This window comes from Isoptericola nanjingensis (assembly GCF_050311635.1).
Lineage (GTDB): Bacteria > Actinomycetota > Actinomycetes > Actinomycetales > Cellulomonadaceae > Isoptericola > Isoptericola nanjingensis.
This window is the reverse complement of the sequence record NZ_JBNOZL010000008.1, coordinates 42,800-65,430: the sequence shown is the minus strand read 5'-3', so window position 1 is coordinate 65,430 and position 22,631 is coordinate 42,800. Positions and strand designations below refer to the sequence as shown.

23 protein-coding genes are annotated in these 22,631 nt (G+C 74.0%); 14 read left to right on the top strand and 9 right to left on the bottom strand.

From position 1 onward, the window contains the following. Positions 1-23: 23 nt before the first annotated feature. Positions 24-917 (bottom strand): LysR family transcriptional regulator, encoded by an 894-nt coding sequence (locus ACQP6G_RS16560; protein WP_429765874.1) that lies wholly within the window; start codon positions 915-917, stop codon positions 24-26. A 173-nt stretch (positions 918-1,090) separates the two neighbouring features. Here ACQP6G_RS16560 and ACQP6G_RS16555 point away from each other — a divergent pair, with 173 nt between their 5' ends. From ACQP6G_RS16555 to ACQP6G_RS16540, 4 genes are read left to right on the top strand one after another with little or no spacing between them, the layout of a single operon-like run. After that, positions 1,091-2,098: a tripartite tricarboxylate transporter substrate binding protein gene (locus ACQP6G_RS16555; RefSeq protein ID WP_429765873.1), complete on the top strand. Its 1,008-nt coding sequence runs from the start codon at positions 1,091-1,093 to the stop codon at positions 2,096-2,098. A gap of 28 nt (positions 2,099-2,126) precedes the next feature. Further along, complete coding sequence (locus ACQP6G_RS16550) at positions 2,127-2,645, top strand: tripartite tricarboxylate transporter TctB family protein (protein WP_429765872.1); 519 nt, start codon at positions 2,127-2,129, stop codon at positions 2,643-2,645. A gap of 55 nt (positions 2,646-2,700) precedes the next feature. Then, a complete protein-coding gene (locus ACQP6G_RS16545) occupies positions 2,701-4,203 on the top strand; it encodes a tripartite tricarboxylate transporter permease (protein ID WP_429766286.1) in 1,503 nt (500 codons plus the stop codon). Continuing rightward, entirely contained in the window at positions 4,200-4,595 is a 396-nt protein-coding gene (locus ACQP6G_RS16540) for a universal stress protein (RefSeq protein WP_429765870.1), read from the top strand. The genes ACQP6G_RS16545 and ACQP6G_RS16540 overlap by 4 nt, the downstream gene beginning before the upstream one ends. A 6-nt stretch (positions 4,596-4,601) precedes the next feature. Here ACQP6G_RS16540 and ACQP6G_RS16535 read toward each other — a convergent pair whose 3' ends face one another. Then, on the bottom strand, positions 4,602-5,177 hold the full coding sequence (locus tag ACQP6G_RS16535) for a helix-turn-helix domain-containing protein (protein WP_429765868.1): 576 nt from the start codon (positions 5,175-5,177) through the stop codon (positions 4,602-4,604). Positions 5,178-5,224: 47 nt separating this feature from the next. Between ACQP6G_RS16535 and ACQP6G_RS16530 the strand changes: the two genes are divergently transcribed. Further along, the gene (locus tag ACQP6G_RS16530; protein WP_429765866.1) at positions 5,225-5,731 is read left to right on the top strand and encodes a GNAT family N-acetyltransferase; all 507 of its coding nucleotides are present in this window, start codon (positions 5,225-5,227) and stop codon (positions 5,729-5,731) included. Positions 5,732-5,739: 8 nt separating this feature from the next. Here ACQP6G_RS16530 and ACQP6G_RS16525 read toward each other — a convergent pair whose 3' ends face one another. The 3 genes from ACQP6G_RS16525 to ACQP6G_RS16515 all read right to left on the bottom strand — a co-directional run bounded on the left by ACQP6G_RS16525 (position 5,740) and on the right by ACQP6G_RS16515 (position 8,294). Next, positions 5,740-6,450 carry a FadR/GntR family transcriptional regulator gene (locus ACQP6G_RS16525; protein ID WP_429765864.1) on the bottom strand — a complete coding sequence of 237 codons (711 nt, stop codon included), beginning with the start codon at positions 6,448-6,450 and terminating at the stop codon, positions 5,740-5,742. Positions 6,451-6,504: 54 nt separating this feature from the next. Beyond that, a complete protein-coding gene (locus tag ACQP6G_RS16520) occupies positions 6,505-7,650 on the bottom strand; it encodes an L-talarate/galactarate dehydratase (RefSeq protein WP_429765862.1) in 1,146 nt (381 codons plus the stop codon). 104 nt (positions 7,651-7,754) lie between these two features. Further along, positions 7,755-8,294, bottom strand: coding sequence for a helix-turn-helix domain-containing protein (locus ACQP6G_RS16515; protein ID WP_429765860.1), 540 nt, complete (start codon positions 8,292-8,294; stop codon positions 7,755-7,757). A 58-nt stretch (positions 8,295-8,352) separates the two neighbouring features. On the opposite strand from ACQP6G_RS16515, the gene ACQP6G_RS16510 reads away from it, so the two are divergent. Together ACQP6G_RS16510 and ACQP6G_RS16505 are read left to right on the top strand one after the other, a co-directional pair. Next, positions 8,353-9,588 carry a benzoate/H(+) symporter BenE family transporter gene (locus ACQP6G_RS16510; protein WP_429765859.1) on the top strand — a complete coding sequence of 412 codons (1,236 nt, stop codon included), beginning with the start codon at positions 8,353-8,355 and terminating at the stop codon, positions 9,586-9,588. Continuing rightward, positions 9,570-9,881 carry a DUF3467 domain-containing protein gene (locus ACQP6G_RS16505; protein ID WP_429765858.1) on the top strand — a complete coding sequence of 104 codons (312 nt, stop codon included), beginning with the start codon at positions 9,570-9,572 and terminating at the stop codon, positions 9,879-9,881. Before ACQP6G_RS16510 ends, ACQP6G_RS16505 begins: the two co-directional genes overlap by 19 nt. Before the next feature lie 9 nt (positions 9,882-9,890). On the opposite strand, the gene ACQP6G_RS16500 is transcribed toward ACQP6G_RS16505, so the two are convergent. Further along, positions 9,891-11,300, bottom strand: a complete 1,410-nt coding sequence (locus tag ACQP6G_RS16500; RefSeq protein WP_429765856.1) for an FtsX-like permease family protein — start codon at positions 11,298-11,300, stop codon at positions 9,891-9,893. After that, on the bottom strand, positions 11,297-12,034 hold the full coding sequence (locus ACQP6G_RS16495; RefSeq protein WP_429765854.1) for an ABC transporter ATP-binding protein: 738 nt from the start codon (positions 12,032-12,034) through the stop codon (positions 11,297-11,299). The genes ACQP6G_RS16500 and ACQP6G_RS16495 overlap by 4 nt, the downstream gene beginning before the upstream one ends. A gap of 158 nt (positions 12,035-12,192) precedes the next feature. Here ACQP6G_RS16495 and def point away from each other — a divergent pair, with 158 nt between their 5' ends. Continuing rightward, complete coding sequence (def, locus tag ACQP6G_RS16490) at positions 12,193-12,879, top strand: peptide deformylase (RefSeq protein WP_429765852.1); 687 nt, start codon at positions 12,193-12,195, stop codon at positions 12,877-12,879. Positions 12,880-12,901: 22 nt separating this feature from the next. Here the strand turns inward: def and ACQP6G_RS16485 are convergent, their stop codons facing one another. Both ACQP6G_RS16485 and ACQP6G_RS16480 read right to left on the bottom strand, forming a co-directional pair. Further along, positions 12,902-14,194: an ABC transporter substrate-binding protein gene (locus ACQP6G_RS16485; RefSeq protein ID WP_429765850.1), complete on the bottom strand. Its 1,293-nt coding sequence runs from the start codon at positions 14,192-14,194 to the stop codon at positions 12,902-12,904. 130 nt (positions 14,195-14,324) lie between these two features. Then, positions 14,325-14,906 (bottom strand): alpha/beta hydrolase family protein, encoded by a 582-nt coding sequence (locus ACQP6G_RS16480; protein ID WP_429765849.1) that lies wholly within the window; start codon positions 14,904-14,906, stop codon positions 14,325-14,327. 413 nt (positions 14,907-15,319) lie between these two features. On the opposite strand from ACQP6G_RS16480, the gene ACQP6G_RS16475 reads away from it, so the two are divergent. The 6 genes from ACQP6G_RS16475 to ACQP6G_RS16450 all read left to right on the top strand — a co-directional run bounded on the left by ACQP6G_RS16475 (position 15,320) and on the right by ACQP6G_RS16450 (position 22,609). Further along, positions 15,320-15,943 carry a pentapeptide repeat-containing protein gene (locus ACQP6G_RS16475; protein WP_429765848.1) on the top strand — a complete coding sequence of 208 codons (624 nt, stop codon included), beginning with the start codon at positions 15,320-15,322 and terminating at the stop codon, positions 15,941-15,943. A 192-nt stretch (positions 15,944-16,135) separates the two neighbouring features. Beyond that, positions 16,136-17,152, top strand: coding sequence for a glycoside hydrolase family 43 protein (locus tag ACQP6G_RS16470; RefSeq protein WP_429765847.1), 1,017 nt, complete (start codon positions 16,136-16,138; stop codon positions 17,150-17,152). Beyond that, positions 17,152-18,474, top strand: a complete 1,323-nt coding sequence (locus tag ACQP6G_RS16465; RefSeq protein ID WP_429765845.1) for an oligosaccharide MFS transporter — start codon at positions 17,152-17,154, stop codon at positions 18,472-18,474. Before ACQP6G_RS16470 ends, ACQP6G_RS16465 begins: the two co-directional genes overlap by 1 nt. A 67-nt stretch (positions 18,475-18,541) precedes the next feature. Continuing rightward, positions 18,542-19,012, top strand: a complete 471-nt coding sequence (locus ACQP6G_RS16460) for a hypothetical protein (RefSeq protein ID WP_429765844.1) — start codon at positions 18,542-18,544, stop codon at positions 19,010-19,012. Between the two features lie 134 nt (positions 19,013-19,146). After that, a complete protein-coding gene (locus tag ACQP6G_RS16455; RefSeq protein ID WP_429765842.1) occupies positions 19,147-21,177 on the top strand; it encodes an ABC1 kinase family protein in 2,031 nt (676 codons plus the stop codon). Between the two features lie 28 nt (positions 21,178-21,205). Further along, positions 21,206-22,609, top strand: coding sequence for a cystathionine beta-synthase (locus tag ACQP6G_RS16450; RefSeq protein WP_429765840.1), 1,404 nt, complete (start codon positions 21,206-21,208; stop codon positions 22,607-22,609). The last annotated feature ends 22 nt before the right edge of the window (positions 22,610-22,631 follow it).

Below are 22,631 nucleotides of genomic sequence, written 5' to 3'. Positions count from 1 at the left end.
CGCCGGGGGCTCCCGGGCGGGGATCAGTCGTGCACCGCCCGCAGGTGGCGCAGGAACTCGTGCAGGGCGGGGTTCTTGGAGCTCCGGTCCCACAGCGCGTGCAGCTCGACGACGGCGTGCGGCACGTCGGCCAGGTCGCAGAAGCGCACGCCCGGCAGGCCGAGCAGCCGGGCCGACTCGGGCACGAACGCGACGCCGCGCCCGGCCCCGACCAGCGAGCACATGGTGAGGATCTGGCTCACCACGTGCACGACGTTCGCGTGCTCCACGTCCACGTACCGCACGACCATGTCGTAGAAGTACCGCGCCTTGGTGGGGTGGTGGCCGATGAGCGGGACGTCGCGCAGGTCGGCCGTCCGCACGGGCCGCCGCAGGGTCGCGAGGGGGTGCCCCTCGGGCACCACCAGGACGAGATCCTCCGACAGGAGCAGGTGCGAGTCGAGCCGCGGGTCGTCGAAGGGCGGGCGGCCCAGCGCGAGGTCGAGCTCCCCGCGCCGGATGGCCTCGAGCTGCTCCACCGTCACGAGCTCCTGGAGGTCGAGGTCGACGTCGGGCATGACCTCGGCGATCTCCTGCACCAGGGTGCCGAGCAGGCTGAACCCCGTCGCCGCGGTGAACCCGAGCCGCAGCACGCCGGCGCGGCCCGCGGCGATCCGGCGGGCGAGGGCGGGCGCGGCGTCGGCCGACGTGAGCAGCCGGCGCGCCTCGGAGAGGAAGACCGCGCCGGCGGTGGTGAGCTCCACGTGCCGGTTGTCCCGCTCCAGCAGGGCCACGCCGACGGCGTGCTCGAGCTTCTGCACCTGCCGGCTCAGCGGGGGCTGCGTCATGCTCAGGCGCTCGGCGGCGCGGCCGAAGTGCAGCTCCTCCGCCACGGCCACGAAACAGCGGACCTGGTCGAGCGTGTAGGCGGTGGTCATCCCGGTGCGCTCCTCGCCCGTCAGGGGTGTGGTGATTGATGCCCTCGTTGGATCAAGCCATGCAGATTGAGGCTTAGACAGGCATCGTATGGCTCCCTAGAGTCGTCGCCCGACCGGACTTGCCGCGGCGCCGACGCTCGCGCCGCTCGATCGAGATCTCAACGAGGAGAGCCGTGATGAGACTTGCCCACCGCCGTGCCGTCGCCGGTGCCACCGCCGCCGTCGCCGCGCTCACCCTCGCCGCCTGCGGCGGCAACGTCGCCGGGGGGACGGGCGGCACCGAGGCGTCGTCGGAGTTCCCCTCCGGCCCCGTGACCCTCACCGTCGGGCAGGACGCCGGCGGCTCGACCGACCTCATCGCCCGGGCCCTCGCGGACGGCATGTCCGGCGACCTCGGCGTCTCGGTGCCCGTCGTGAACCGGGCCGGCGCGAACGGCGCCGTCGCCACGCAGGAGGTGGCGGGCAAGCCCGCCGACGGCTCGAACCTCGTGCTGCTCAACGCCTCGCTCATCACGATCACGCCGCTCGCGGTCTCCGAGGGCGAGGCCGTCTCGCTCGAAGACGTCGACGTCCTCAAGGGCCTCTCCCAGGACGACTACGTGCTGGTCGCGAGCAAGAAGTCGGGCTTCGAGGACCTCGACGACCTCCGGGCGGCGTCCGGCGAGGTCACCTACGGCACGACGGGCGTCGGCACCGGCTCGCAGCTCGCCCAGGCGGTGCTCTTCGCCCAGGCCGGGATCGAGGGGACGAGCGTGCCGTTCGACTCCGGCTCGCCCGCCCTGACCGCCGTCGTCGGCGACCAGGTGCAGGTCGCGACCATCCAGCTCGGCGAGGCCAAGCCGCAGATCGACGCCGGGAACGTGGTGCCGCTGCTCGCGTTCTCCGCCGAGCGCAACCAGTTCCTGCCCGACGTGCCCACCGCCGTCGAGGAGGGCTACGACGTGCCCGTCTCGCAGTACCGGGCGCTGGCCGCGCCGAAGGGGCTGCCGGAGGACGTCAAGGCGCGGCTCGTGGAGTCCGTCGACGCCGCCGTGGCCGAGGACGCGTACACGTCGTTCAACGAGAACAACCTGCTCACGCCGCACGAGATCAGCGGCGAGGAGGTCGTCGAGGAGTGGACGGCGCTCGCGGAGAAGTACCAGGACCTGACCGCGGAGTACGACATCTCGCTCGCCGAGTGAGCGACGACCCCGCCGGAGGAGACCGATGATGACCGCCCCGCACCCACCGGACCCCGAGCCCACCGTCGAGCCGGCGGTCGAGCCCGAGGCGCACGACGACGGGCCGCCCCCCGCCGGGCTGCTCGCCAACCTCGGCGCCGGCCTCGTCACCCTCGCGCTCGGCGTCGGCGGTGTCGTGGTCTCCCTCGCCCTCGGCGTGGGCACGCCCGCGCAGCCCGGCTCGGGCATGTGGCCGCTCGTGGTGAGCGTGGGGCTCGTCGTCCTCTCGCTGGCACAGCTCGTCGTGGGCCGGGCCGGCGGGGACGGCGAGCGGTTCACGCGCCACTCGTGGATGCCGCTGGTCGGGCTCGCGACGCTGCTCGGCCTCGTGGCCCTGCTGCCCGTGATCGGCTTCGAGATCCCGTCCCTGCTGCTCAGCCTCGTGTGGATGCGGTTCCTCGGCGGGGAGTCGTGGCGCACGTCGGTCGTGTGCTCGCTGGGCGCGGTCGTCGCCCTGTACCTCGTGTTCGTGGCCGCGCTCGGCACCAACGTGCCGCACCTGTTCTGACCCGCCCGTTCCGACCCTCTGAAGGAGACGTCTCGTGGACAACCTGCAGAACGTCATGGCCGGGTTCGAGGTCGTGCTGGAGCCCACCAACCTGCTCTACTGCCTGGTCGGGGTGCTCATCGGGATGCTGATCGGCGTGCTGCCGGGCCTCGGCCCGGCGGCGACGATCGCGATCCTGCTGCCGCTCACCTACGGGATCGAGCCGGTGACGGCGATCATCATGCTCGCCGGCATCTTCTACGGCGCCCAGTACGGCGGCACCATCACGTCGGTGCTGCTGCGGCTGCCCGGCGAGGCGAGCTCCGTGGTCACGGTGCTCGACGGGCACGCGCTGGCCCGGCAGGGCAAGGCCGGCACGGCGCTCGGCATCGCGGCCATCGGGTCGTTCGTCGGCGGCACCGTCGCCATCGTGGGGCTCACGTTCCTGGCGCCGGTCGTCGCGAGCTTCGCCCTCGACTTCGGCCCGCCGGAGTACGCCGCCCTCGCGCTGCTCGGCATCCTGCTCGTCTCGACCATCGCGTCCGGCGCGCGGGTCAAGGCCCTGGTGGCCGCCGCGCTCGGCCTGCTGCTCGCCACCGTGGGCCGCGACGCCTTCACCGGCACGGAACGGTTCACGTTCGGCAGCCTCGACCTCGCCGACGGGATCGACTTCGTGCCCGTCGCGATGGGACTCTTCGGGCTCGGGGAGATCCTCTACAACCTCGAGGAGCGGCACCGGGCCGTGCACGCCCCGGGCAAGGTGACGAACGTGTGGCCGTCGCGGTCCGACCTGCGCGAGTCGTCCGGCGCCGTGACGCGCGGGTCCGTGCTCGGCTTCTTCCTCGGCATCCTGCCGGGCGGCGGCGCGACCATCGCGTCGATGGCGGCCTACGCGGCCGAGAAGAAGCGGGCCAAGGACCCGTCGCGCTTCGGCAAGGGCGCCATCGAGGGCGTCGCGGGCCCCGAGACGGCGAACAACGCCGCCGCCACCAGCTCGTTCATCCCGCTGCTCACCCTCGGCATCCCGGCCAACGCGACGATGGCGCTGATGTTCGGCGCGCTGCTCATCCAGGGCATCACGCCCGGCCCACAGCTCGTCGACCAGCACCCCGAGCTGTTCTGGGGCGTCGTCAACTCGATGTACGTCGGCAACATCCTGCTGCTGATCATGTCGATCCCGCTGGTGGGCGTCTTCGTGCGCATCCTGCGGGTGCGGGCCGCGATCCTCGCCCCGATCACCGCGCTCATCACGATGATCGGCGCGTACACGATCAACAACTCCGTCTTCGACGTGCTGCTCGTCGTCGTCTTCGGCGCCGTCGGCTACCTCATGAAGAAGTTCGGCTTCGAGCCCGGCCCGCTGGTGCTGGCCTTCGTGCTCGGCTCCCTGCTGGAGGAGAGCGTGCGGCGCTCGCTGCTGCTGTTCGGCGGCGACCCCACCGGGTTCGTCACCCGCCCCATCTCCGCCGTGCTGCTCGCCCTGTTCGTCGTCGTCGCGGTCTGGCCCCTCGTGCAGTCCGCCCGTCGCCGTCGGCCCGCGCAGGCGCCGACCCCCGACCGAGAGGAAGCGTCCGTATGAGCATCGTCGTGGGATACGTCCCCACCCCGGTGGGGGAGGCCGCCGCCACGGCGGCCATCACCGAGGCCCGGCTCCGGGGCGAGGACCTGCTCGTCGTGAACTCCGCGCGCGAGGGGTCGCTCGTCGAGACGACGGTCGCGACGGACGACGACCTCGACCGGGTGCTCGCCGCGGCGTCCGACGCCGGCGTCGCCGCCCGGGTCGTGCGCGGCACGCACCGCGACGACTTCAGCGACGAGATCCTCGAGCTCGCCGAGCGGCACGACGCGACCCTCATCGTCATCGGGCTGCGCCGCCGCAGCCCGGTGGGGAAGTTCATCATGGGCTCCGTCGCGCAGCGCATCCTGCTGCAGGCCGAGCACCCCGTGCTGGCGGTCAAGCCGTCGTCGTAGCCGTGCTCACCGCGGGCGCGGGGCCGCCAGCTTGTCGAGGACGACGAGGTAGCGGCACGACGACCGCGTCGCGTTGACGAAGGTGCAGTCGGCCGGGGCGCCGAGCTGGAGGCAGTCGCCGGGGCCGAGGTCGTGCACCTGCTCTCCCTCGACGAACCGCAGCGCGCCGTCGAGCACCCAGATCTGCTGGTCGACGAACCGGTACGACTCGGCGGGGTAGGTCACCTCGGCGCCGGGCGGGAGCTCGACCTCCACGAGCTCCAGCGCGGCGCTCGCCGGCGGGGACACCGCGCGCCGGACGTACCCCGTCCCCGCATCGGTCCACGTCGGCTGCTCCGCCCGCCGGGCCAGCCGCCTCGTGTCGCCCTCGGCGCGGGCCACCAGCTCGGACAGCGTCATGCCGAGCGCGGCGGCGAGCCGCCCGAGGAGCGCGGCGGTGGGCTGGGCGTCCTCGCGCTCGATGCGGGAGATCATCGCGCGCGAGACGCCCGACGCCTCGGCGAGCGCGGCGACGCTCAGCCCGCGGTCGGCCCGGGCAGCCTGCAGGGCGTGGGCGAGGGCGGCGCCGAGGTCGTCCGTCACGCGCGGCCCGCGAATACGATAGTGAACACGATCGCTACTATATGCGCATGATCCTCCGCGACGCCGTCCACTCCGACCTCGATGCCCTCCTGGAGATCCACAACGCGGCCATCCGCACGTCGACCGCGATCTGGACGGACGACGAGGTGCCGCGCGGCGAGCGGGAGGAGTGGTTCGGCGCCCAGGCGGCGGCCGGCAACCCGATCCTCGTGGCCGACGACGACGGCACCGTCGCCGGGTACGCCACCTATGCGCAGTGGCGCGCCAAGGTCGGCTACCGCCACACGGTGGAGGACTCGGTCTACGTGGCCGAGGGATACCAGGGCCGGGGGCTGGGCCGGGCGCTGCTGGTCGAGCTCGTCGCCCGTGCCCGCGCCGCCGGGCACCACGTCATGCTCGCCGACATCGAGGCCGGGAACGCCGCGTCCGTCCGGCTGCACGAGTCGCTCGGGTTCGCCCCCGTCGGGCGGCTGCCCGAGGTCGGCACCAAGTTCGGTCGGTGGCTGGACCTGGCGATCCTCGCCCTGCCGCTGGGCGGCACGCGGGCGGGCTGAGCCCGCGGTCAGCGGCCGCCCGACTCCGCCAGCAGCCGGCGCCGGGAGCCGGCCAGGTGCACGCGCATCGCGGCCGCGGCGGCGAGCGGGTCCCGGGCGGCCAGGGCGTCGAGGATCGCGCGGTGCTCCTGCGTGACGGTCGCGAACCGCCCTGTCGTGCCGTCCCCCGTGCCCGCGGACGGCGCGGCGGAGGAGCCCAGGCGCCCACGCGGCATCGCGATCATCTGCGGGCCGAGGCGGTCCAGGGCGTCCAGGAGGTACCGGTTCTGCGCCGCCTCCGCGACGAGCCGGTGGAACGCGAAGTCGTGCTGCATCGCCGTCGCCGGGTGCCCCGGGGTGCCGTCGAGGTCGCGCAGGCGGGCGGCGAGCGCGTCGAGGTGGGCGTCCGAGCGGCGCTCCGCGGCGAGGGCGGCCGCCTGCGTCTCGACGCCCAACCGGAAGTCGATCAGGCCGAGCCGGTCCTCGAGCGAGCGCGCGACGGGCACGTCGTCGCCGTCCCCGGCGGGCGGCGCGAGCGCGTAGCTGCCGCTGCCGCGCCGGGTGTGGACCAGCCCCTCGAGGTTGAGGCGGGCGATCGCCTCGCGCACGACGGTGCGGCTGACCTGGTGCTCGACGGCGAGCGCGGTCTCGCTGGGCAACTTCTCGCCGGGGGCGATGTCACCGTCGACGATCCGCGCCCGCAGCGCGGCGACGAGCGCGCCGCTCAGGGTCGGGGGCATGGGCTCATGCTTCCATCATCCGGCGCACCCCGGCCGGCGCGTCCTGACCGGGCCTCACCGCGACCCGACCAGCACGCTGTCCGTGGTCCACGCCCGCGCCTGCTCGGTGAGCGTCACGCCGAGCCCCGGGCGGTCGGGCACGAGCATCCGGCCGTCCTTCGTCTCCAGGCGCTCCTCGAACAGCGGGTCGAGCCAGTCGAAGTGCTCCACCCATGGCTCGCGCGGGTACGTGGCCGCCAGGTGCAGGTGGATCTCCATCGCGAAGTGGGGCGCGAGGTCCAGCCCGGCCTGGTCGGCGAGGGTGAGCAGGCGGAGGAACTGCGTGATGCCGCCGACGCGCGGGGCGTCGGGCTGGATGATGTCGCACGCCCGGGCGGCGATGAGGCGCTCGTGCTCGGCCACCGACGCGAGCATCTCGCCGGTCGCCACCGGCGTGTCCAGGGCGGCGGCGAGGGCGGCGTGGCCCTCGGCGTCGTAGGCGTCCAGCGGCTCCTCGATCCACACCAGGTCGTACGGCTCGAGTCGCCGCCCCATGCGCAGCGCGGTGGTGCGGTCCCACTGCTGGTTCGCGTCGACCATGAGCGGGACGTCCGGGCCGAGGTGCTCGCGCACGGCCTCGACGCGGGCCAGGTCGGCGCGGGTGTCCGGCAGGCCCACCTTGATCTTGATGCCCCCGATGCCCTCGGCCAGCGACAGCGATGCCCGGTCCTTCACCTCGTCGATGCTGGCGTGCAGGAAGCCGCCGGAGGTGTTGTAGGTGCGCACCGAGTCGCGGTGCGCGCCGAGCAGCTTGGCCAGCGGCAGGGCCGCGCGCTTGGCCTTGAGGTCGTAGAGCGCGATGTCGATCGCGGCGAGGGCCTGCGTCGCGACGCCGGAGCGGCCCACGGACGCTCCCGCCCACAGCAGCTTCGTGTACAGCCTGGCGATGTCGTTGGGGTCCTCGCCGAGCGCCGCGTCGGCGACCTCCTTGGCGTGCGCGTACTGGGCCGGCCCGCCCGCGCGCTTGGAGTAGGAGAAGCCGAGACCCTTGTGGCCCTGCTCGGTGGTGATCTCGGCGACGAGGAACACGACCTCGGTCATCGGCTTCTGCCGCCCGGTGAACACCTTGGCGTCGGAGACGGCGGTGGCCAGCGGCAGCGTGAGCGTCGAGAGCTGCACGGACCGGATGGCGTCGGGCTGGTAGGGCAGCTGGTGAGACATGGCGCTCCTTCGCGTCTGCGGGCCGCCGTCGCGGCCGGCCCGGGGTCGTCCCCGGGCTCGTCCCCGGCGACCCGAGTGAGCATACAAGTATGAAACCTGTATGACTAGAAGCGACGGGGGCGCCGCCACCACATGGTGAGCACCGCCTCGGCCGGCGCCTCGCCCAGCGCGCGGTACCCGTGCCGGGAGTCGGCGGTCCACTGCAGGGACTCGCCGACGCCGAGCTCGACGGTGGCGTCGAGGGGGCCGACCTCGGCCCGGCCGCGGGTGACCAGCAGGTGCTCGGTCACGTGGGCGCCGTGCGCCTCCGAGCGGTGCATCGGACCGCGGTCGAGCCGCAGCGCGAAGACCTCCACCGTGACCTCGTCCTCCTGCGTGGCGGCCAGCAGCCGGGTGTGGATGCCGGGGGAGGACACCTCGGCCCCCGCGCGTTCGGCGAGCAGCCACGACATCGGGACGTCGAGGGCTCCGGCGAGGGCGTAGAGGGTAGCGAGGTTCGGGTTGCGCGACCCGCCCTCGATCTCCGACAGCGAGCCCTTGCCGATCCCGGCGGCACGGGCGAGGGCCCCGAGGGAGAGCCCCCGGACGGCGCGGGCGGAGGTGAGGCGCTCGCCGATGAGCGCGGAGAGCTCGGCGGATCGCACGGCGTCATCCTAGCGTTCTGTTTGCGGAACGCGGCGGGCCGGGCCTACCGTTCCGTTCGTGGAACGTTCGCTCGCGCAGCCGGTCGGTGTCGGGATCGTCGCCGCCCTCGTCGGCTTCACCAGCTCGTTCGCGGTCGTCGTCACGGGCCTGCGGGCGGTCGGTGCCACACCGGAGCAGGCGGCGTCCGGCCTCCTCGTGCTGTGCGTCGTCCAGGGGCTCGGGATGATCTGGCTCAGCCGCCGCCACCGCGCGCCCCTGACCCTGGCGTGGTCGACGCCCGGCGCCGCCGTCCTCGCGGGTGCGGGCGGGGTCGCCGGCGGGTGGCCCGCCGTCGTCGGGGCGTTCGTCGTGTGCGGCGCCCTGATCGGGCTCACCGCGGCGTGGCCCGCGCTCGGCCGGCTCGTCGCGGCCATCCCCGTGCCCGTGGCCCAGGCCATGCTCGCGGGGGTGCTCCTCTCGCTGTGCCTGGAGCCGCTGGTCGCCGTCGCGGCCGCGCCGCTGCTCGTCGGGCCGGTGATCGTCGTGTGGCTCGTCCTCGCCCGCCTGGCGCCGCGGTGGGCCACGCCCGTCGCCTTCGGGCTCGGCGTCGTCCTCGTCCTGGCGGCGGTGGCCGCGGGGGACGCCACGCTCGGGCTCCGGCCGCCGGGCCTCGTGCTGACGCCGCCCGAGCTCACGCTGCCCGCCGTCGTGGGCATCGCCCTCCCGCTGTACGTCGTGACGATGGCGTCGCAGAACGTGCCCGGGGTCAGCGTCCTGGCCTCCTTCGGCTACGCGGTCCCCTGGCGCGAGACGCTGCTGGTCACCGGGGCCGGAACGATGGTGGGGGCGTTCGCCGGCGGCCACGCGGTCAACCTGGCCGCCATCACGGCGGCGCTGCCGGCGTCGGCCGAGGCGCACCCCGACCCCCGGCGTCGCTGGGTCGCGACGCAGAGCGCCGGGTGGGCCTACCTCGTCCTCGCCGTCCTGTCGCCGCTGGTCACGGCGCTCGTCGCGGCGTCCCCGGCCGGGGTGTTCGAGACGGTCGCCGGCCTCGCGCTGCTCACCACCCTCGGCACCGCCCTGGCGGCCGCCCTCCGCGACGAGTCGCACCGGGTCGCCGCGACGGCCACGTTCCTCACGGCGGCCAGCCCCCTCGTGGTGCTCGGTGTCGGGTCCGCCTTCTGGGCCCTCGTCGTCGGGCTGGTGGTGTGGGCGCTGCTCGTCGCGCGGCCGCCGCGGCGCGCCCGTCGCCGGGTTGTTGGCGACCGGGCCGCAGGGGGACGACAGTGGGGGCCATGGCGAACAACGAGGTGAAGTTCAAGATCGACGTCCCCGCCGAGCTCGAGGGAGGTGTCCCGGCGGACTTCGCGTCGCTGTGGCACACGTCGACGTCGTTCGTCATCGACTTCGTCGCCGCCACCAAGCCGCCGCAGCCGGTGACCGACCCCGACACCGGGGCGGTCACCGGCCGCGTGGTGCCGGGCAAGGTGGTCTCCCGGGTACGCATCCCGCCGCAGCAGGTGTTCGAACTGGCGCGGGCGCTCACCCAGCAGCTCGACGCCTGGGAGCGGGAGACCGGGAAGAAGACCGACGGCTCCGCCGGCTGACCCGCGACGTCAGAGCGCGCGCTCGGGCCGGGCGAGGATCCCCGGCACGAGGCGGGCGCTGAGCGCCGCCGCGCCACGGACGGACAGGAACCCGAGCGCGAAGACGGCCAGCGCGGTGACGATCGCGACGGGCTGGACGAAGATCGCCATCCCGACCAGCGGGAAAAGCAGCACGGCCGCGCAGAGCGCCGAGCCGCCGGCCACCATCCACAGGGCCGACATCACGGCGCGCCGCGCGGCCTCGCTCATCACCTCGCGCGGCACGCCGAGCCGGTCGAGCGAGACGTGCACGGCGGCCCGGTCGAGCGTCGAGGCGGCCTGGTTGATGCCCACCGAGCACGCGACCATGAGGAACGACACCGCCACGGTGACGAGGACGCCGGTGGAGACGTCCTGCATGAGCCACCGCTCGTCGGGGTCCATGCCCTCGGTCGACGTCATGTCCGCCATGGCGAGCCCGACGGCGCCGAAGACGCCGACGAAGCTGGTCATCGCCACGCCGCTGACCTGCCGCCACGCCGCCTTCGGGTCCTCGAGCACCATGCGCGCGGCGAGCAGGCGAGGCACCGTCTGCGCCTTGCGCGCCTGGCGCCGCGCCCGCACGCGCACGAACCACGGGCCCAGGGCGTCGAGGGCGAGCAGCATGCCGCCGAAGATCGCCGCGAGCGTGCCGACGATCGCGACGATGCCGCCCATCTCGCCGAGCACGCCCAGCACCTGCATGAGCCCCAGCCCGACGACGAGCACGCCGACGGCGATCACGACGCGCACCCAGTGCGCGGTGCCGGCCTTCTGCCGCGTCCGCACGCCCAGCGGCGTCACGACGACGGCGCGCAGGCCGACGACGGCGCTCGCCGCGGCCAGCAGCGCCACGCCGAGCACGGCGAGCGGCAGCCACCACCAGGGCACCCACATCTGCGCGCCGAGCGCCTCGCCGCGGAAGTGCAGCAGCCCCACGAGCGGCGCGAGGACCGCGTAGAGCACGACGCCGAGGACGGCGCCGGCCAGCGCCGTCACCGCCGCCTCGAGCACGGTGAGCGCGGTGATCGTGCCGGTGGTCGCGCCGAGCAGGCGCAGGGACGCGAGCCGCTCGTCGCGCCGTCGGGCGGCGAGGCGGGCGGCGGACGCGCCCACCGTGGCGAGCGGCACGAGGAGCAGCACGACGGCGATGACGGCGAGCGTCTCGTAGGTGGAGGCGAGCTCGTCGTCCCAGCCGAAGAAGGCCTGCGCACCGCCCAGCACCACGAGCAGCAGGGCCGTGACCACGGCGAAGCTCGCCACGGGCAGCGCGGTGGCCAGGCGGTCGTCGTCGCGTCGCCGCCGGAACAGCGGGGCGAGGTGGACGGCCGTCGCGAGGGCTCCGGTCGGCCGCGCGCCCGGCACGGCGGTCGGCGCGGGTGCCGGGGCGGTGGCGGTCATCGCGACACCTCGGCGGCGGGCGCGGGGGTGCCCGAGGTGGCGGCCGGGGCCGCCGTGTCGGAGACGACGCGGCCGTCGCGCAGGACGACGGTGCGGGCGCAGCGGCGCGCGACGTCGGCGTCGTGCGTGACGACGACGAGCGTGCGGCCCTGCGCGGTGGCGGAGAGCAGCAGGTCGAGCACCTCGACGGACGTGGCGGAGTCCAGGGCGCCGGTGGGCTCGTCGGCGAAGATCAGCCGGGCGCCCGTCACCTGGGCGCGCGCGATCGCGACGCGCTGCGCCTGGCCGCCCGACAGCTCGCCGAGGCGCCGCTGCTCCAGGCCCGCGAGGCCCAGGTACTGCAGCCACTGCGCGGCCTCCGCCTCGGCCTGGCCGCGCGGCACCCCGCCGAGCATCCGGGCCACGGCCACGTTCTCGAGCGCCGTGAGCTCGTCGAGCAGCAGGCCCTGCTGGAACACGAAGCCGAGCTCCTCGCGCCGCAGTCGCGACCGGGCCGCGTCGTCCAGCGACTCGACCCGCACCAGCCCCTGCCCCGACGCGAAGGTCACCGACCCGGCGGTCGGCCGCAGGATGCCCGCGAGGCAGTGCAGCAGCGTCGTCTTGCCGGAGCCGGACGCGCCCATGATCGCCACCGACTCGCCCGCGGCGATGTCGAGGTCCACGCCGTCCAGGGCGGGCGTGACCCCGCCGGGGTACTGCATCGTCAGGCCACGCGCGCTCAGCAGAGGTGTCATGACACCTACGGTGCCCGCGGCGGGCCGCCGGCCGCGTCGGACCATGAGCGGATTCCTCCCGGACCGGGGTCCCCCTGGGGTATGACGCGCCTCCGGGGGACCCCGGAGGTCAGGCGGTGGGGGGCCCGGCCCTGCCGCCCTCGCCTAGGCTCTGTCCCATGGCTTGGAGCTTCGGTCGACGTCGGCCCACCACGTACCTGCTGGGGGAGCCGGCCGACCCGTACCCGGCCCAGGCGCCGGAGGCGGCGCGCGGCCGCGTGCTGCGGATCACCGAGATCGGCGAGCCCGTGCTGCACGCGCCGGCGGCGACGGTCGAGGAGTTCTCCACCCCGGAGCTCGCGCGCCTGATCGACGACATGTTCGCCACGATGGAGAATGCCGAGGGCGTGGGGCTGGCGGCGCCGCAGGTCGGCGTCGGGCTCCGCCTGTTCGTGTACGACGTCACGGACGAGCGCGGCGACCGGCACGTGGGGCACGTGGTCAACCCGGTGCTCGAGGTGGACGCGGACGCCGACCCCGAGACCGAGGACGAGGGCTGCCTGTCCGTGCCCGGCGCGTACGAGCCGCTGGAGCGGCCCGGCGCCGCCACCGTGCGCGGCGTCGACCAGCACGGCGGGCCGGTGCAGCTCTCGGGCCGCGGGTTCCTGGCCCGCGCCTTCATCCACGAGGCGCAGCACCTGGACGGCACCCTGTACTGGGACCACCTCTCGCCCGAGCTCCAGGCGGACGCGCTGCGCCAGCGCGACGAGGAGCGCCCGGACATCCTCGCCGGCCGGCACGAGCTCGCCGTCGAGCTGGGCAAGCGGCCCGCCGAGTACCCGGAGAGGCCCGCGGGCGGCCGCTGAGCGACCGTCCGCGGGCGGTCGCTCAGCCCAGCATCCCCGGGGCGATGGAGAAGAACTCCTTGACGCCGTCGTCCAGGCTCGTGCTGCCGAACCCGATGTCCTGCGCGATGCGGGTGAACTCGACCTCCACGGCGCCGGCGCCCTCGGGCGGCGGCGGGGGAGTGTCGCCGGCCACCTCGGACAGCTGCGTCCAGTAGTCGAGGATCTCCTTGTCGAGCCCCTCCGGCTCGAGCGCGTCGAGCGCCGGCTGCGAGATGGGCGCACCGCGCGACAGGCCGAACTCCTTGCTCACGGCGGGGTCGTTGGCGATGAAGTCGATGAACTTCGCCGCCTCCTGCGGGTGCTCGCTGCTCGCCGACATCGACAGCTCGAGCGACGGCTTGAGGTAGAGCCCGCGGTTGCTCGCGTCGTCGGCCGGGGGGAGCGTCATCGCGAAGTCGCCGGCCGCGCTGCCCTCCGAGAAGCGGACGAGGAAGTTGTAGAAGCTCAGCTCGCTGGCCGTGATGCCTGAGCCGAGGGGGTCCGCGCCGTTGAGCTGCTCGGCCCGCTTGGGGTCGATGAACCCGCCGTCCTCGAACAGGGGCGTCGCTCGCTCCCACCAGGTCGCGAGGTCCGCCTCGGTGAAGCCGAGCGCCCCGTCGGCGGTGAACAGCGCCTTGCCCTGCTGCGCGAGCCAGATCTCGAACACCGTCCAGATCTGGGTGTACTGCACCGAGCCGCTCACCTGCGGGTCGGCGTCCGCGCCGGCCTTGCCGACCTGCGACAGGACCGCGTCGTACTCGTCCCACGTCAGGTCGCCGGTGGGCACGTCCACGCCCAGGTCCCCGAGCAGCCCCGTGTTGAAGAAGGTCGCGATGCCGCCCGTGCTGGTCGGGATGCCGACGATCTTCCCGTCCACCTTGGCGGCCGGCATGACCGTCTCGGGGAACGTGGAGATGTCGATCGTGCCGTCCTGCGTGAACTCGTCGAGGGGCGCGATCTGGCCGCTGCTGCCGTACTGCGACAGATAGGTCACGTCCATCTGGAACACGTCCGGCAGGCTGCCGCTCGCGGCCTCCGTGTTCCGGGAGGTCCAGTAGTCGGCGAACGACGCGTACGACGACTGGACGGTGACGTGCGGGTTCTTCTCCTCGTACAGGTCGATCGCCTTCTCGTACCGCTCGGCGCGCGACGCGTCGCCCCACCACGCGAAGGTGAGGGTGACGTCCTCACCGTCGCCGCCCGAGGCGTCGCCGCCGCTGCAGGCGCCGAGCGCGGCGACGGCGCCGACGGCGAGGAACGCGACGCCGGAGCGTCGGAGCTTTCTCGTGGACATGAGGGCCTCCTTGCACACATGTGCCGTCGGTCGACGGTCGTGACGTGTCAGATGCTGGCAGGCCGACGGTCGTGCCGAGCGCGAGCGGACAAAAGCGCGCATCGGTGGACATGCGAGCGGGAGGGGACGGTCAGAGCGTGCGCGCCCAGTCCGCGACGGCGGCCGCGACGTCGTCGTCCTTGCCCCGGACGTCGTGCGCGCCGGGCAGGATGACGGCCGTGACGGGACCGGGGATGGCCGCGGCGTGCTCGGCCAGCTCGTCGGGGCTCCCGAACGGGTCGCGGTCGCCGGAGACGAACAGCACCGGCACCGCGAGGTCGGGGAAGTGGTCGACGCGCAGCTTCTCGGGCTTGCCCGGCGGGTGCAGCGGATAGCTGAGCAGCACCAGCCCTGCGGCGGGCAGGCCCTCGGCCACCGCCATCGAGCACATCCGCCCGCCGTACGAGCGGCCGCCCAGCAGGAGCGCGTCGGTCCCGACGCCGAGCGACCCGGCGAACCGTTCCGCCTCGGCCCGCAGGTGCGCGACGGCGACGGGAGGCCGGTCCGGCATCCGCTTGCCCGCCAGCCGGTACGGGAAGTCCAGACGCTCCGTGGGCAGCGGCGGGTCGAGCGCGGCCAGCCGCCGCTCCACCGCCACGAGCGTGTGGTGGTCGCGGCTCGCGCCCGCGCCGGGCGTCAGGACCAGGCCTCGGGGCGTCGTCGTGTCGGGCACGGGACCAGTGTCACCCGCGCCGCCGAGGGACCACCCGTCCACCGCGGGGGAGTGCGGAACCCCGCGAGGTAGTACGGGACCTGCCGAGGTAGTACGGAACCCCGCGAGGTAGTACCGGACCTGCCGAGGTAGTACGGAACCCCGCGAGGTAGTACCGGACCTGCCGAGGTAGTACGGAACCCCGTGAGGTAGTACTGGTGCCCGCGAGGTAGTCCCGGGCGGGCCGTGCCGTGCGCGCGATGTCGGATCGAGACGCGAGGTCAGGTACTACCTCGCCGGTTCCGGTACTACCTCGCCGGTTCCGGTACTACCTCGCCGGTTCCGGTGCTACCTCGCCGACTCGGGTGCTACCTCGCGGAGGCCCCTGGCCGGCTCGTGCAGGGGGTGTCGCCGGGGCGGGCTAGCGTGCGGGGATGAGCGACGTCGAGCGGGGGCCCGTACCGGACGCGATCGAGCCGGGCAGCACCGTGCGGGGAGAGGACTGGTACGGCCGGGACCTGTCCGGCGGCACCTTCGAGCGGGTGGAGCTCGTGGAGGTCGACCTCACCGAGGTGACGGCCACCGGCGCCACCTTCGTGGAGTGCACGTTCCGCGGTGCGCGGTTCAACGCCTCGGTGTGGCGCGAGACCGCGTTCACGGGGTGCACGTTCAGCCGCACCAACCTGTTCGACGCGTCGTTCGAGGGCTGCAAGCTCGTGGGCTCGCGCTTCGACGACTGCCGCTTCGACCTGCTGCGGGCGGAGCGCGGCGACTGGTCCTTCGTCACGCTGCGGCGGGCGGCGATGGACGGCGTCCACCTCGAGGGCCTGCGGATGCGCGAGGCCGACCTCGACGGGGCGCGGCTGGCCGGTGCCACCGTGATCGGGGTGGACCTGTCCGGCGCGGAGCTGGGCGACGTCGACCTGCGCGGCGCCGTCCTGCGGGGCACGGACCTCTCGGCCCTGGACCCGCGTGCGGCGCGCCTGACCGGTGCGGTGATCGACCACGCCCAGGCCGTGGTCCTCGCCGAGTCGCTGGGGCTCGTCGTCACGCCCTAAGCCGCCTCGGGCGCGCGCGACGCGTGGGCCTCGTCACACCGCGCTCCCCTTCGTCCAGGTCATGGCGCCGTTGTCGGCGCCGACGTCGCGGACGTCACTCCGGTCACTGGTTTACATCGTTTACATTCTTGGTGGAGCAGCGCTCGATGCGCTCTGCCGGACCAGTGCAGGACACCGGAGGATGAGACACCAATGACGGACCAGGTCACGGTCAACCCGATCGTGCTGCAGCGCGCCGACCCGTGCGTGCTCCGGCACGAGGGGACCTACTACTTCACGGGCTCGCACCCCCGGTACGACCGCATCGTGCTCCGGCGCGCCGACCGCCTCGAGGACCTGCAGAAGGCCGAGGAGGTGACCGTCTGGGAGCGGCACGCCACCGGGCCGCAGTCGCAGCTCGTCTGGGCGCCCGAGATCCACCGCGTGCACGGCGCCTGGTACATCTACTACGCCGCCGCCCCCGTGGACCACGGCACCGTGGACGCGCCGAGCGAGAACGAGACGTTCAACCACCGCGTCTTCGTGCTGGAGAACACCGCCGACGACCCCTTCGAGGGGGAGTGGGTGGAACGTGGCCAGGTCGACACCGGCTGGGAGTCGTTCGCCCTGGACGCCACGAGCTTCGTGCTCGGCGGCGAGCAGTACCTCGTCTGGGCGCAGCAGGACCTCACGGTGCGCGGCCACTCCAACCTGTACATCGCCCGCATGGCGAACCCGTGGACGCTCGCGACCCCGGCCGTCGAGCTGACCCGTCCCGAGTTCGACTGGGAGACCAAGGGCTTCTGGGTCAACGAGGGCCCGTCCGTCCTCGTGCGCGGCGGCCGCGTGTTCCTCACCTACTCCGGCGCCGCCACGGGCATCGACTACGCGATGGGCCTGCTCACCGCCGACGCCGACGCCGACCTCCTCGACCCGGCGTCGTGGACCAAGAGCACCGAGCCCGTGTTCGTCAGCGACCCGTCCGCGGGCCAGTACGGGCCCGGCCACAACTCGTTCACCGAGACGCCCGACGGCGACGCCGTCCTCGTCTACCACGCACGCACCTACACCGAGATCTCCGGCGACCCGCTGTGGGACCCGAACCGCCACGCCCGCGCGCAGGTGCTGGCCTTCGACGCCGACGGCGACCCCGTGTGGGGCACGCCGGTGCCCGACACCCGCCCCACCCCCACCTCGACCGAGGTCCTCCCCGCTGACGGAGCGTTCTGATGAGCACCACCACCGCGACGCCCGACGGCGCCACCGCCACGCCTCGCGCCCGCGACTCCCTGAAGAAGCTCGCGTTCTGGAACTTCGGCGGGCTGTTCTTCTTCTACTTCGCCATCTGGCAGCTCGTGATGACGTTCCTCGCGCCCTGGCTCGAGGAGCAGCTGGGTATGTCGTCGGGCAACATCGGCCTCCTCCAGTCGATGATGGCGCTCACGGCCCTGTGCCTGCAGCCGTTCTACGGCTACATCCAGGACCGGCTCGGGTTCCGCAAGAACCTGTTCGCGTTCGTCGTCGTCATGGGCGCGCTCATGGGCCCCTTCTTCGCGTTCGTCTTCCCGGCGATCGTGGACGCCAACCAGGTGCTGGGCGCGCTCGTCGGCGGCGTCTTCCTGTCGCTGGTGCTCAACTCGGGCGTCGGCGTGGTGGAGGCGTTCAACGAGCGCAACTCCCGGGCCAACGGGTTCGAGTACGGGCACGTGCGGCTCTTCGGCTCGCTGGCCGGCGCGACGGCGTCGCTCGTGGGCGGCTTCATCTGGGCGGCCAACCCTGACAACATCTGGTGGGTCGGCACGTTCTCCGCGATCGTCCTCGGGGCGCTGCTGTTCGCGGCCCGCACGCCGAAGGCGGACTCCGCGGCGCAGGCCCAGGTGGCCGCCGAGACCAAGGAGCGGCCGAAGGTCAGCAAGGACACGCTCAAGCACCTGCTGCGCGACCGCTCGTTCGTCGGCTTCATGGTGCTGATGTTCGGCACGGCCGCGCTCTACGACGTCTTCGACGGGCAGTACGCGATCTACTTCGGCCACCACGTGACCGGCTCGGGCGACCCGCAGGTGCTGTTCTCCCGCGTCGTGTTCGTGCAGATCCTGCTCGAGGCCGCCGTCATGGTGGCGATGCCGTTCATCATCAACAAGATCGGCGCCAAGCGGGGCCTGCAGATCTTCGCCCTCGTCCTCGTGGTCCGCGTGGTGGGCTCGGCCCTCTTCACGTCGACCGAGATGCTCATCGTGTGGCGCCTGCTGGCCTCGATCGAGATGCCGCTGATGCTGGTCTCGGTGATGAAGTACATCACCCGCATGTTCGACGTCCGGATCTCCGCCACCGCCTACATGGTCGGCTTCAACACGGCCAAGCAGGTCGGCGTCTTCATCTTCTCGTGGGTCTTCGGCCTGTCGTACGACGCGATCGGGTTCTCCTCGTCATACCTCGTCATGGGGGCCGTGGCCCTGGCCGTCCTCGTCGTCGCGAGCTTCCTGATGCGCAACGACAAGGGGCGCCCCGACCCCGTGGGCCCCGCCGCCGAGCCGGCCGCCCTCCCCGCCTGACCGGGTCCGACCTGTTCGGCGTCGGCGGCGGCGGGCGGCAGAGGCCCGGCGGTGCCAGGGTGGGCGCATGACCGCACCGCTCGTCGTCCGCTCGCTGGCGCTGGGGGTGGCCGCGGGGTCGCGCGCGACGCTCGGCGTCGCCGGCCCGCTGCTCGGCCCGGTGCCGGCGCACCGGCCGCCCACGCACCGCCTCCGCCGACCGGCCACGCTGCCGCGCCTGCTCGCGGGGCTCGCCGTCGCCGGCGAGCTCGTGGGCGACAAGCTGCCCACGACCCCGAGCCGCCTCGACCCGCCCGGGCCCGACGTCCGGGCGGCGAGCGGCGCCACCGGCGGGCTGCTGCTGGCGCTCCGGCACCACGCCCCGGCGCCGTCGGTCGTGGCGGCGATCGTCGCCGGGGCGGCGGGAGGCGTCGTCGGCACCGGCGCGGGGGCGGCGTGGCGCGCCGCCGTCGCGCGCCGCGGCTGGCCGGACCTGCCCGCCGCGCTCGCCGAGGACGCCGTCGCCCTCACCCTCGCCACCTGGGCCACCCGCGCCTGACCCGCCCCGATGTCGACCATGCAGCGGCGCACGTCCTCCGCCATGAGAACGAGCGCCACCGCATGTTCGGCACGACGGGCCGGGGCCGGGTCCGGAAGAGTGGGCGTCATGGTGCGGGTGACGACGGGGCGGTCATGGACGCGGTAGGCGGCGTGGTGGGCGCGATCTTCGCGTTCGTGTCGACGGTGGCGATGCTGGCGCTGCTCGCCTGGACGGCGCGGCGGGTGATGGGCGCGCCGGTCGGCTGGGTCAGGGCAGGGCTCGTCTCGCTGGTGGCGATCTCGGTCGCGTCGGCGGCGCTCACCAGCGGGCTGCGCGCGGCGGGCTGGTGGAGCGGCGACGGCGCGCTGGAGGTCGACCCGTGGGTCGCCCTCGTCGGGATCGTCCTCGTCTTCTGCTGGGCGTTCGTGCTGGGCCTGTGCGTGCTGCTCGTGCTGGAGCTGCTCGTGCCCACGGGCACGCTGCCCACCCCCTGGCGCGCCGCCCGGCGGCTCCGGCAGGGGCGCCGCGAGACGCGCCGGTACGCGCAGGTCGTGGCGATCGGCGTCCGGCACGGCCTCGGCGGCGCGTTCGGCCGGAACCGGCGCGACGGCGCGACGTCGCGATCGGACGTCCGCCGCCTCGCGGTCGGGCTGCGCGACACCCTGTCCGACGCGGGGGTCACGTTCGTGAAGTTCGGCCAGATGCTCTCCACCCGGCGCGACCTGCTGCCCGACGCCGTCACCGAGACCCTCGCGACGCTGCAGAGCGACGTGCCGCCGGCGCCGTGGGACCAGGTGGAGGCCGTCGTCGAGCGGTCGCTCGGGCGCCCCGTGGCGGAGGTCTTCGGGTCCTTCGACCCGCAGCCGCTCGCCTCCGCGTCGGTAGGGCAGGTGCACGCCGCTCGCCTGCTCGACGGACGCGACGTGGTGGTGAAGGTGCTGCGCCCCGGCGCCCGCGAGCAGGTCGCCGTCGACCTCGCGATCCTCGGCCGGCTCGCCCGGCGCCTCGAGCGGGACACGGCGTGGGGCCGCAGCCTCGGCGTCGTCGCGCTGGCCGACGGCTTCGCCGCGTCGCTGCGCGAGGAGCTCGACTACGCCGTCGAGGCGGAGAACACGCGCGCCCTGCGCACCGCGCTGGACGTCGTGACGCACGACGGCGCGTCGTCGGGCCCGCTGGTCGTCGTGCCGCAGGTGGTCGACGGGCCGTCGAGCGACACGCTGCTGGTGCTGGAGCGCCTGGACGGCACGCCGGTCGGCCAGGCCCGGGAGGTGCTGGCCGGGCTCGACGACAGGGCGCGCGCCGCGCTCGCCGACCGGCTGCTGCGCGCCGCGCTCGACCAGCTGCTCGTGGCGGGCACGTTCCACGCCGACCTGCACCCGGGCAACGTGCTCGTGCTGGCCGACGGTGGCCTCGGCCTGCTCGACATGGGGTCGGTCGGGAGGCTCGGCGAGCCCGAGCGCATCGCCCTCGGCGCGCTGCTGCTGGCGATCGACAGCGACGACGCGATCGCCGCCACCGACGCCCTGCTCGAGCTGCTCGACGCGCCGCCCGGGCTCGACGCGCGCCGCCTCGAGCGCGAGGTCGGCCGGCTGGTGCTCCGGTTCCGGGCGGGAGCGGGGGCGGGCGCGGCGTTCGCCGGCCTGGTCCGGGTCGTGACGTCGGCCGGCATGGCGGTGCCGCCGCAGGTCGCGGCCGCGTTCCGCACCTTCGCGTCGCTGGAGGGCACGCTCGACCTGCTCAGTCCCGGCTACGACCTGGTGGCCGGCGCCCGCGACCACGGCCGACCCCTGCTGCACCGGCTCGTCACGCCGGAGGCCGTGCGCCGGAAGGCCACGCAGCAGCTCCTCGGCTTCGCGCCCGAGCTGGAGCGGCTGCCCCGCCGCGTGACCCGCCTCGTCCGGGACCTGGAGGAGGGACGGTTCACCGTCACCGTGCGCGCGTTCTCCGACCCCGCCGACCGGGCGTTCCTGTCCGGCCTGGTGCAGCAGGTCATCATGACCCTCGTGGCTGTGGGCGCCGTCGTCGGCGCGGTGGTGCTGTTCGTCGCCGACGGCGGGCCGATGCTCGCTCCGCAGCTGCCGTGGTTCACGGTGCTCGGCGCCGCGCTGGGCTTCGTCGGCACCGTGCTCGCGGTGCGGGTGCTCGTCGTGGCGTTCCGCGGCACCACGCGGGACCGGTGGTGAAAGCCCCACAGAGGGGCATGATCGGCTCATGAGATACGCGGAGCACATCTCGGAGCTCGTCGGGCACACCCCGCTCGTGCGGCTCACCCGGGTCACGGACGGCCTCAGCGCGACGATCCTCGCCAAGGTCGAGTACGTGAACCCCGGCGGGTCGGTCAAGGACCGCATCGCGCTGAAGATGGTCGAGGCGGCGGAGGCGTCCGGGGAGCTGCGGCCCGGCGGCACGATCGTCGAGCCGACGTCGGGCAACACCGGCGTGGGCCTCGCGCTCGTCGCGCAGCGGAAGGGCTACGACTGCGTCTTCGTCTGCCCGGACAAGGTGAGCGAGGACAAGCGCGACGTGCTGCGGGCGTACGGCGCGCGCGTCGTCGTGACGCCGACCGCCGTCCCGCCCGACCACCCCGACTCCTACTACTCGGTCTCCGACCGGCTCGTGCAGGAGATCGACGGGGCCTGGAAGCCGAACCAGTACGCCAACCCGAACGGCCCGCTGTCGCACTACGAGTCCACCGGGCCCGAGGTGTGGACGGACACCGACGGCCGCGTGACCCACTTCGTCGCGGGCGTCGGCACGGGCGGCACGATCACCGGCACCGGCCGCTACCTCAAGGAGGTCTCGGCGGAGCGGGCCGACGGCGGCCCCGTGCGGGTCGTCGGCGCCGACCCGGCGGGCTCGGTCTACTCCGGCGGCGACGGCCGGCCGTACCTGGTGGAGGGCGTCGGCGAGGACTTCTGGCCGGGCGCCTACGACCCGACCGTGCCGGACGAGGTCATCGCCGTCACCGACGCGGACTCCTTCGCCATGACGCGCCGGCTCGCGCGCGAGGAGGGCCTGCTCGTGGGCGGGTCGTGCGGGATGGCGGTGGAGGCGGCGCTGCGGCTCGCGCGCCGGCTCGAGGACGAGGACGCGGCGGCGGCGGCGGAGGCCGTGATCGTCGTCCTGCTGCCCGACGGCGGTCGCGGCTACCTGTCGAAGATCTTCTCCGACACGTGGATGCGGTCGTACGGGTTCCTGCCCGACGAGGAGGGCGTCACCGCGGGCGACGTCCTGCGGGCCAAGGACGGGCGGCTGCCCGACCTGGTGCACACCCATCCCAGCGAGACGGTGCGCGACGCCATCGAGATCCTGCGGGAGTACGGCGTCTCGCAGATGCCCGTCGTCGGGGCGGAGCCGCCCGTGAAGATCGGCGAGGTCGCGGGGTCGGTCACCGAGCGCGCGCTGCTCGACGCCGTGTTCTCCGGCCGCGCCACCCTCGCCGACCGTGTCGACGCGCACATGGAGGCCCGCCTGCCGCTCATCGGCGCCGGCGAGGGCGTGGAGGCCGTGCGCGCCGCGCTCACCGACGCCGACGCGCTGCTCGTCGTCGAGGACGGCGACCCCGTCGGCGTCCTCACCCGCCACGACCTCCTCGGGTTCGTCGCGGGCCGGTGACCACGCTCGTGCGTAGTCTGAC

Excerpts from the sequence above, each read along its gene's own strand:
- ACQP6G_RS16505 (WP_429765858.1), top strand. The coding sequence starts at position 9,570 with ATGGCGAACAACGAGGTGAAGTTCAAGATCGACGTCCCCGCCGAGCTC.
- ACQP6G_RS16485 (WP_429765850.1), bottom strand. The coding sequence starts at position 14,194 with ATGTCCACGAGAAAGCTCCGACGCTCCGGCGTCGCGTTCCTCGCCGTC.
- ACQP6G_RS16495 (WP_429765854.1), bottom strand. The coding sequence starts at position 12,034 with ATGACACCTCTGCTGAGCGCGCGTGGCCTGACGATGCAGTACCCCGGC.
- ACQP6G_RS16540 (WP_429765870.1), top strand. The coding sequence starts at position 4,200 with ATGAGCATCGTCGTGGGATACGTCCCCACCCCGGTGGGGGAGGCCGCC.
- ACQP6G_RS16465 (WP_429765845.1), top strand. The coding sequence starts at position 17,152 with ATGAGCACCACCACCGCGACGCCCGACGGCGCCACCGCCACGCCTCGC.
- ACQP6G_RS16545 (WP_429766286.1), top strand. The coding sequence starts at position 2,701 with ATGGCCGGGTTCGAGGTCGTGCTGGAGCCCACCAACCTGCTCTACTGC.
- ACQP6G_RS16500 (WP_429765856.1), bottom strand. The coding sequence starts at position 11,300 with ATGACCGCCACCGCCCCGGCACCCGCGCCGACCGCCGTGCCGGGCGCG.
- ACQP6G_RS16475 (WP_429765848.1), top strand. The coding sequence starts at position 15,320 with ATGAGCGACGTCGAGCGGGGGCCCGTACCGGACGCGATCGAGCCGGGC.
- ACQP6G_RS16525 (WP_429765864.1), bottom strand. The coding sequence starts at position 6,450 with ATGCCCCCGACCCTGAGCGGCGCGCTCGTCGCCGCGCTGCGGGCGCGG.
- ACQP6G_RS16560 (WP_429765874.1), bottom strand. The coding sequence starts at position 917 with ATGACCACCGCCTACACGCTCGACCAGGTCCGCTGTTTCGTGGCCGTG.
- ACQP6G_RS16455 (WP_429765842.1), top strand. The coding sequence starts at position 19,147 with ATGGACGCGGTAGGCGGCGTGGTGGGCGCGATCTTCGCGTTCGTGTCG.
- ACQP6G_RS16470 (WP_429765847.1), top strand. The coding sequence starts at position 16,136 with ATGACGGACCAGGTCACGGTCAACCCGATCGTGCTGCAGCGCGCCGAC.
- ACQP6G_RS16530 (WP_429765866.1), top strand. The coding sequence starts at position 5,225 with ATGATCCTCCGCGACGCCGTCCACTCCGACCTCGATGCCCTCCTGGAG.
- ACQP6G_RS16550 (WP_429765872.1), top strand. The coding sequence starts at position 2,127 with ATGACCGCCCCGCACCCACCGGACCCCGAGCCCACCGTCGAGCCGGCG.
- def (WP_429765852.1), top strand. The coding sequence starts at position 12,193 with ATGGCTTGGAGCTTCGGTCGACGTCGGCCCACCACGTACCTGCTGGGG.
- ACQP6G_RS16450 (WP_429765840.1), top strand. The coding sequence starts at position 21,206 with ATGAGATACGCGGAGCACATCTCGGAGCTCGTCGGGCACACCCCGCTC.
- ACQP6G_RS16460 (WP_429765844.1), top strand. The coding sequence starts at position 18,542 with ATGACCGCACCGCTCGTCGTCCGCTCGCTGGCGCTGGGGGTGGCCGCG.
- ACQP6G_RS16520 (WP_429765862.1), bottom strand. The coding sequence starts at position 7,650 with ATGTCTCACCAGCTGCCCTACCAGCCCGACGCCATCCGGTCCGTGCAG.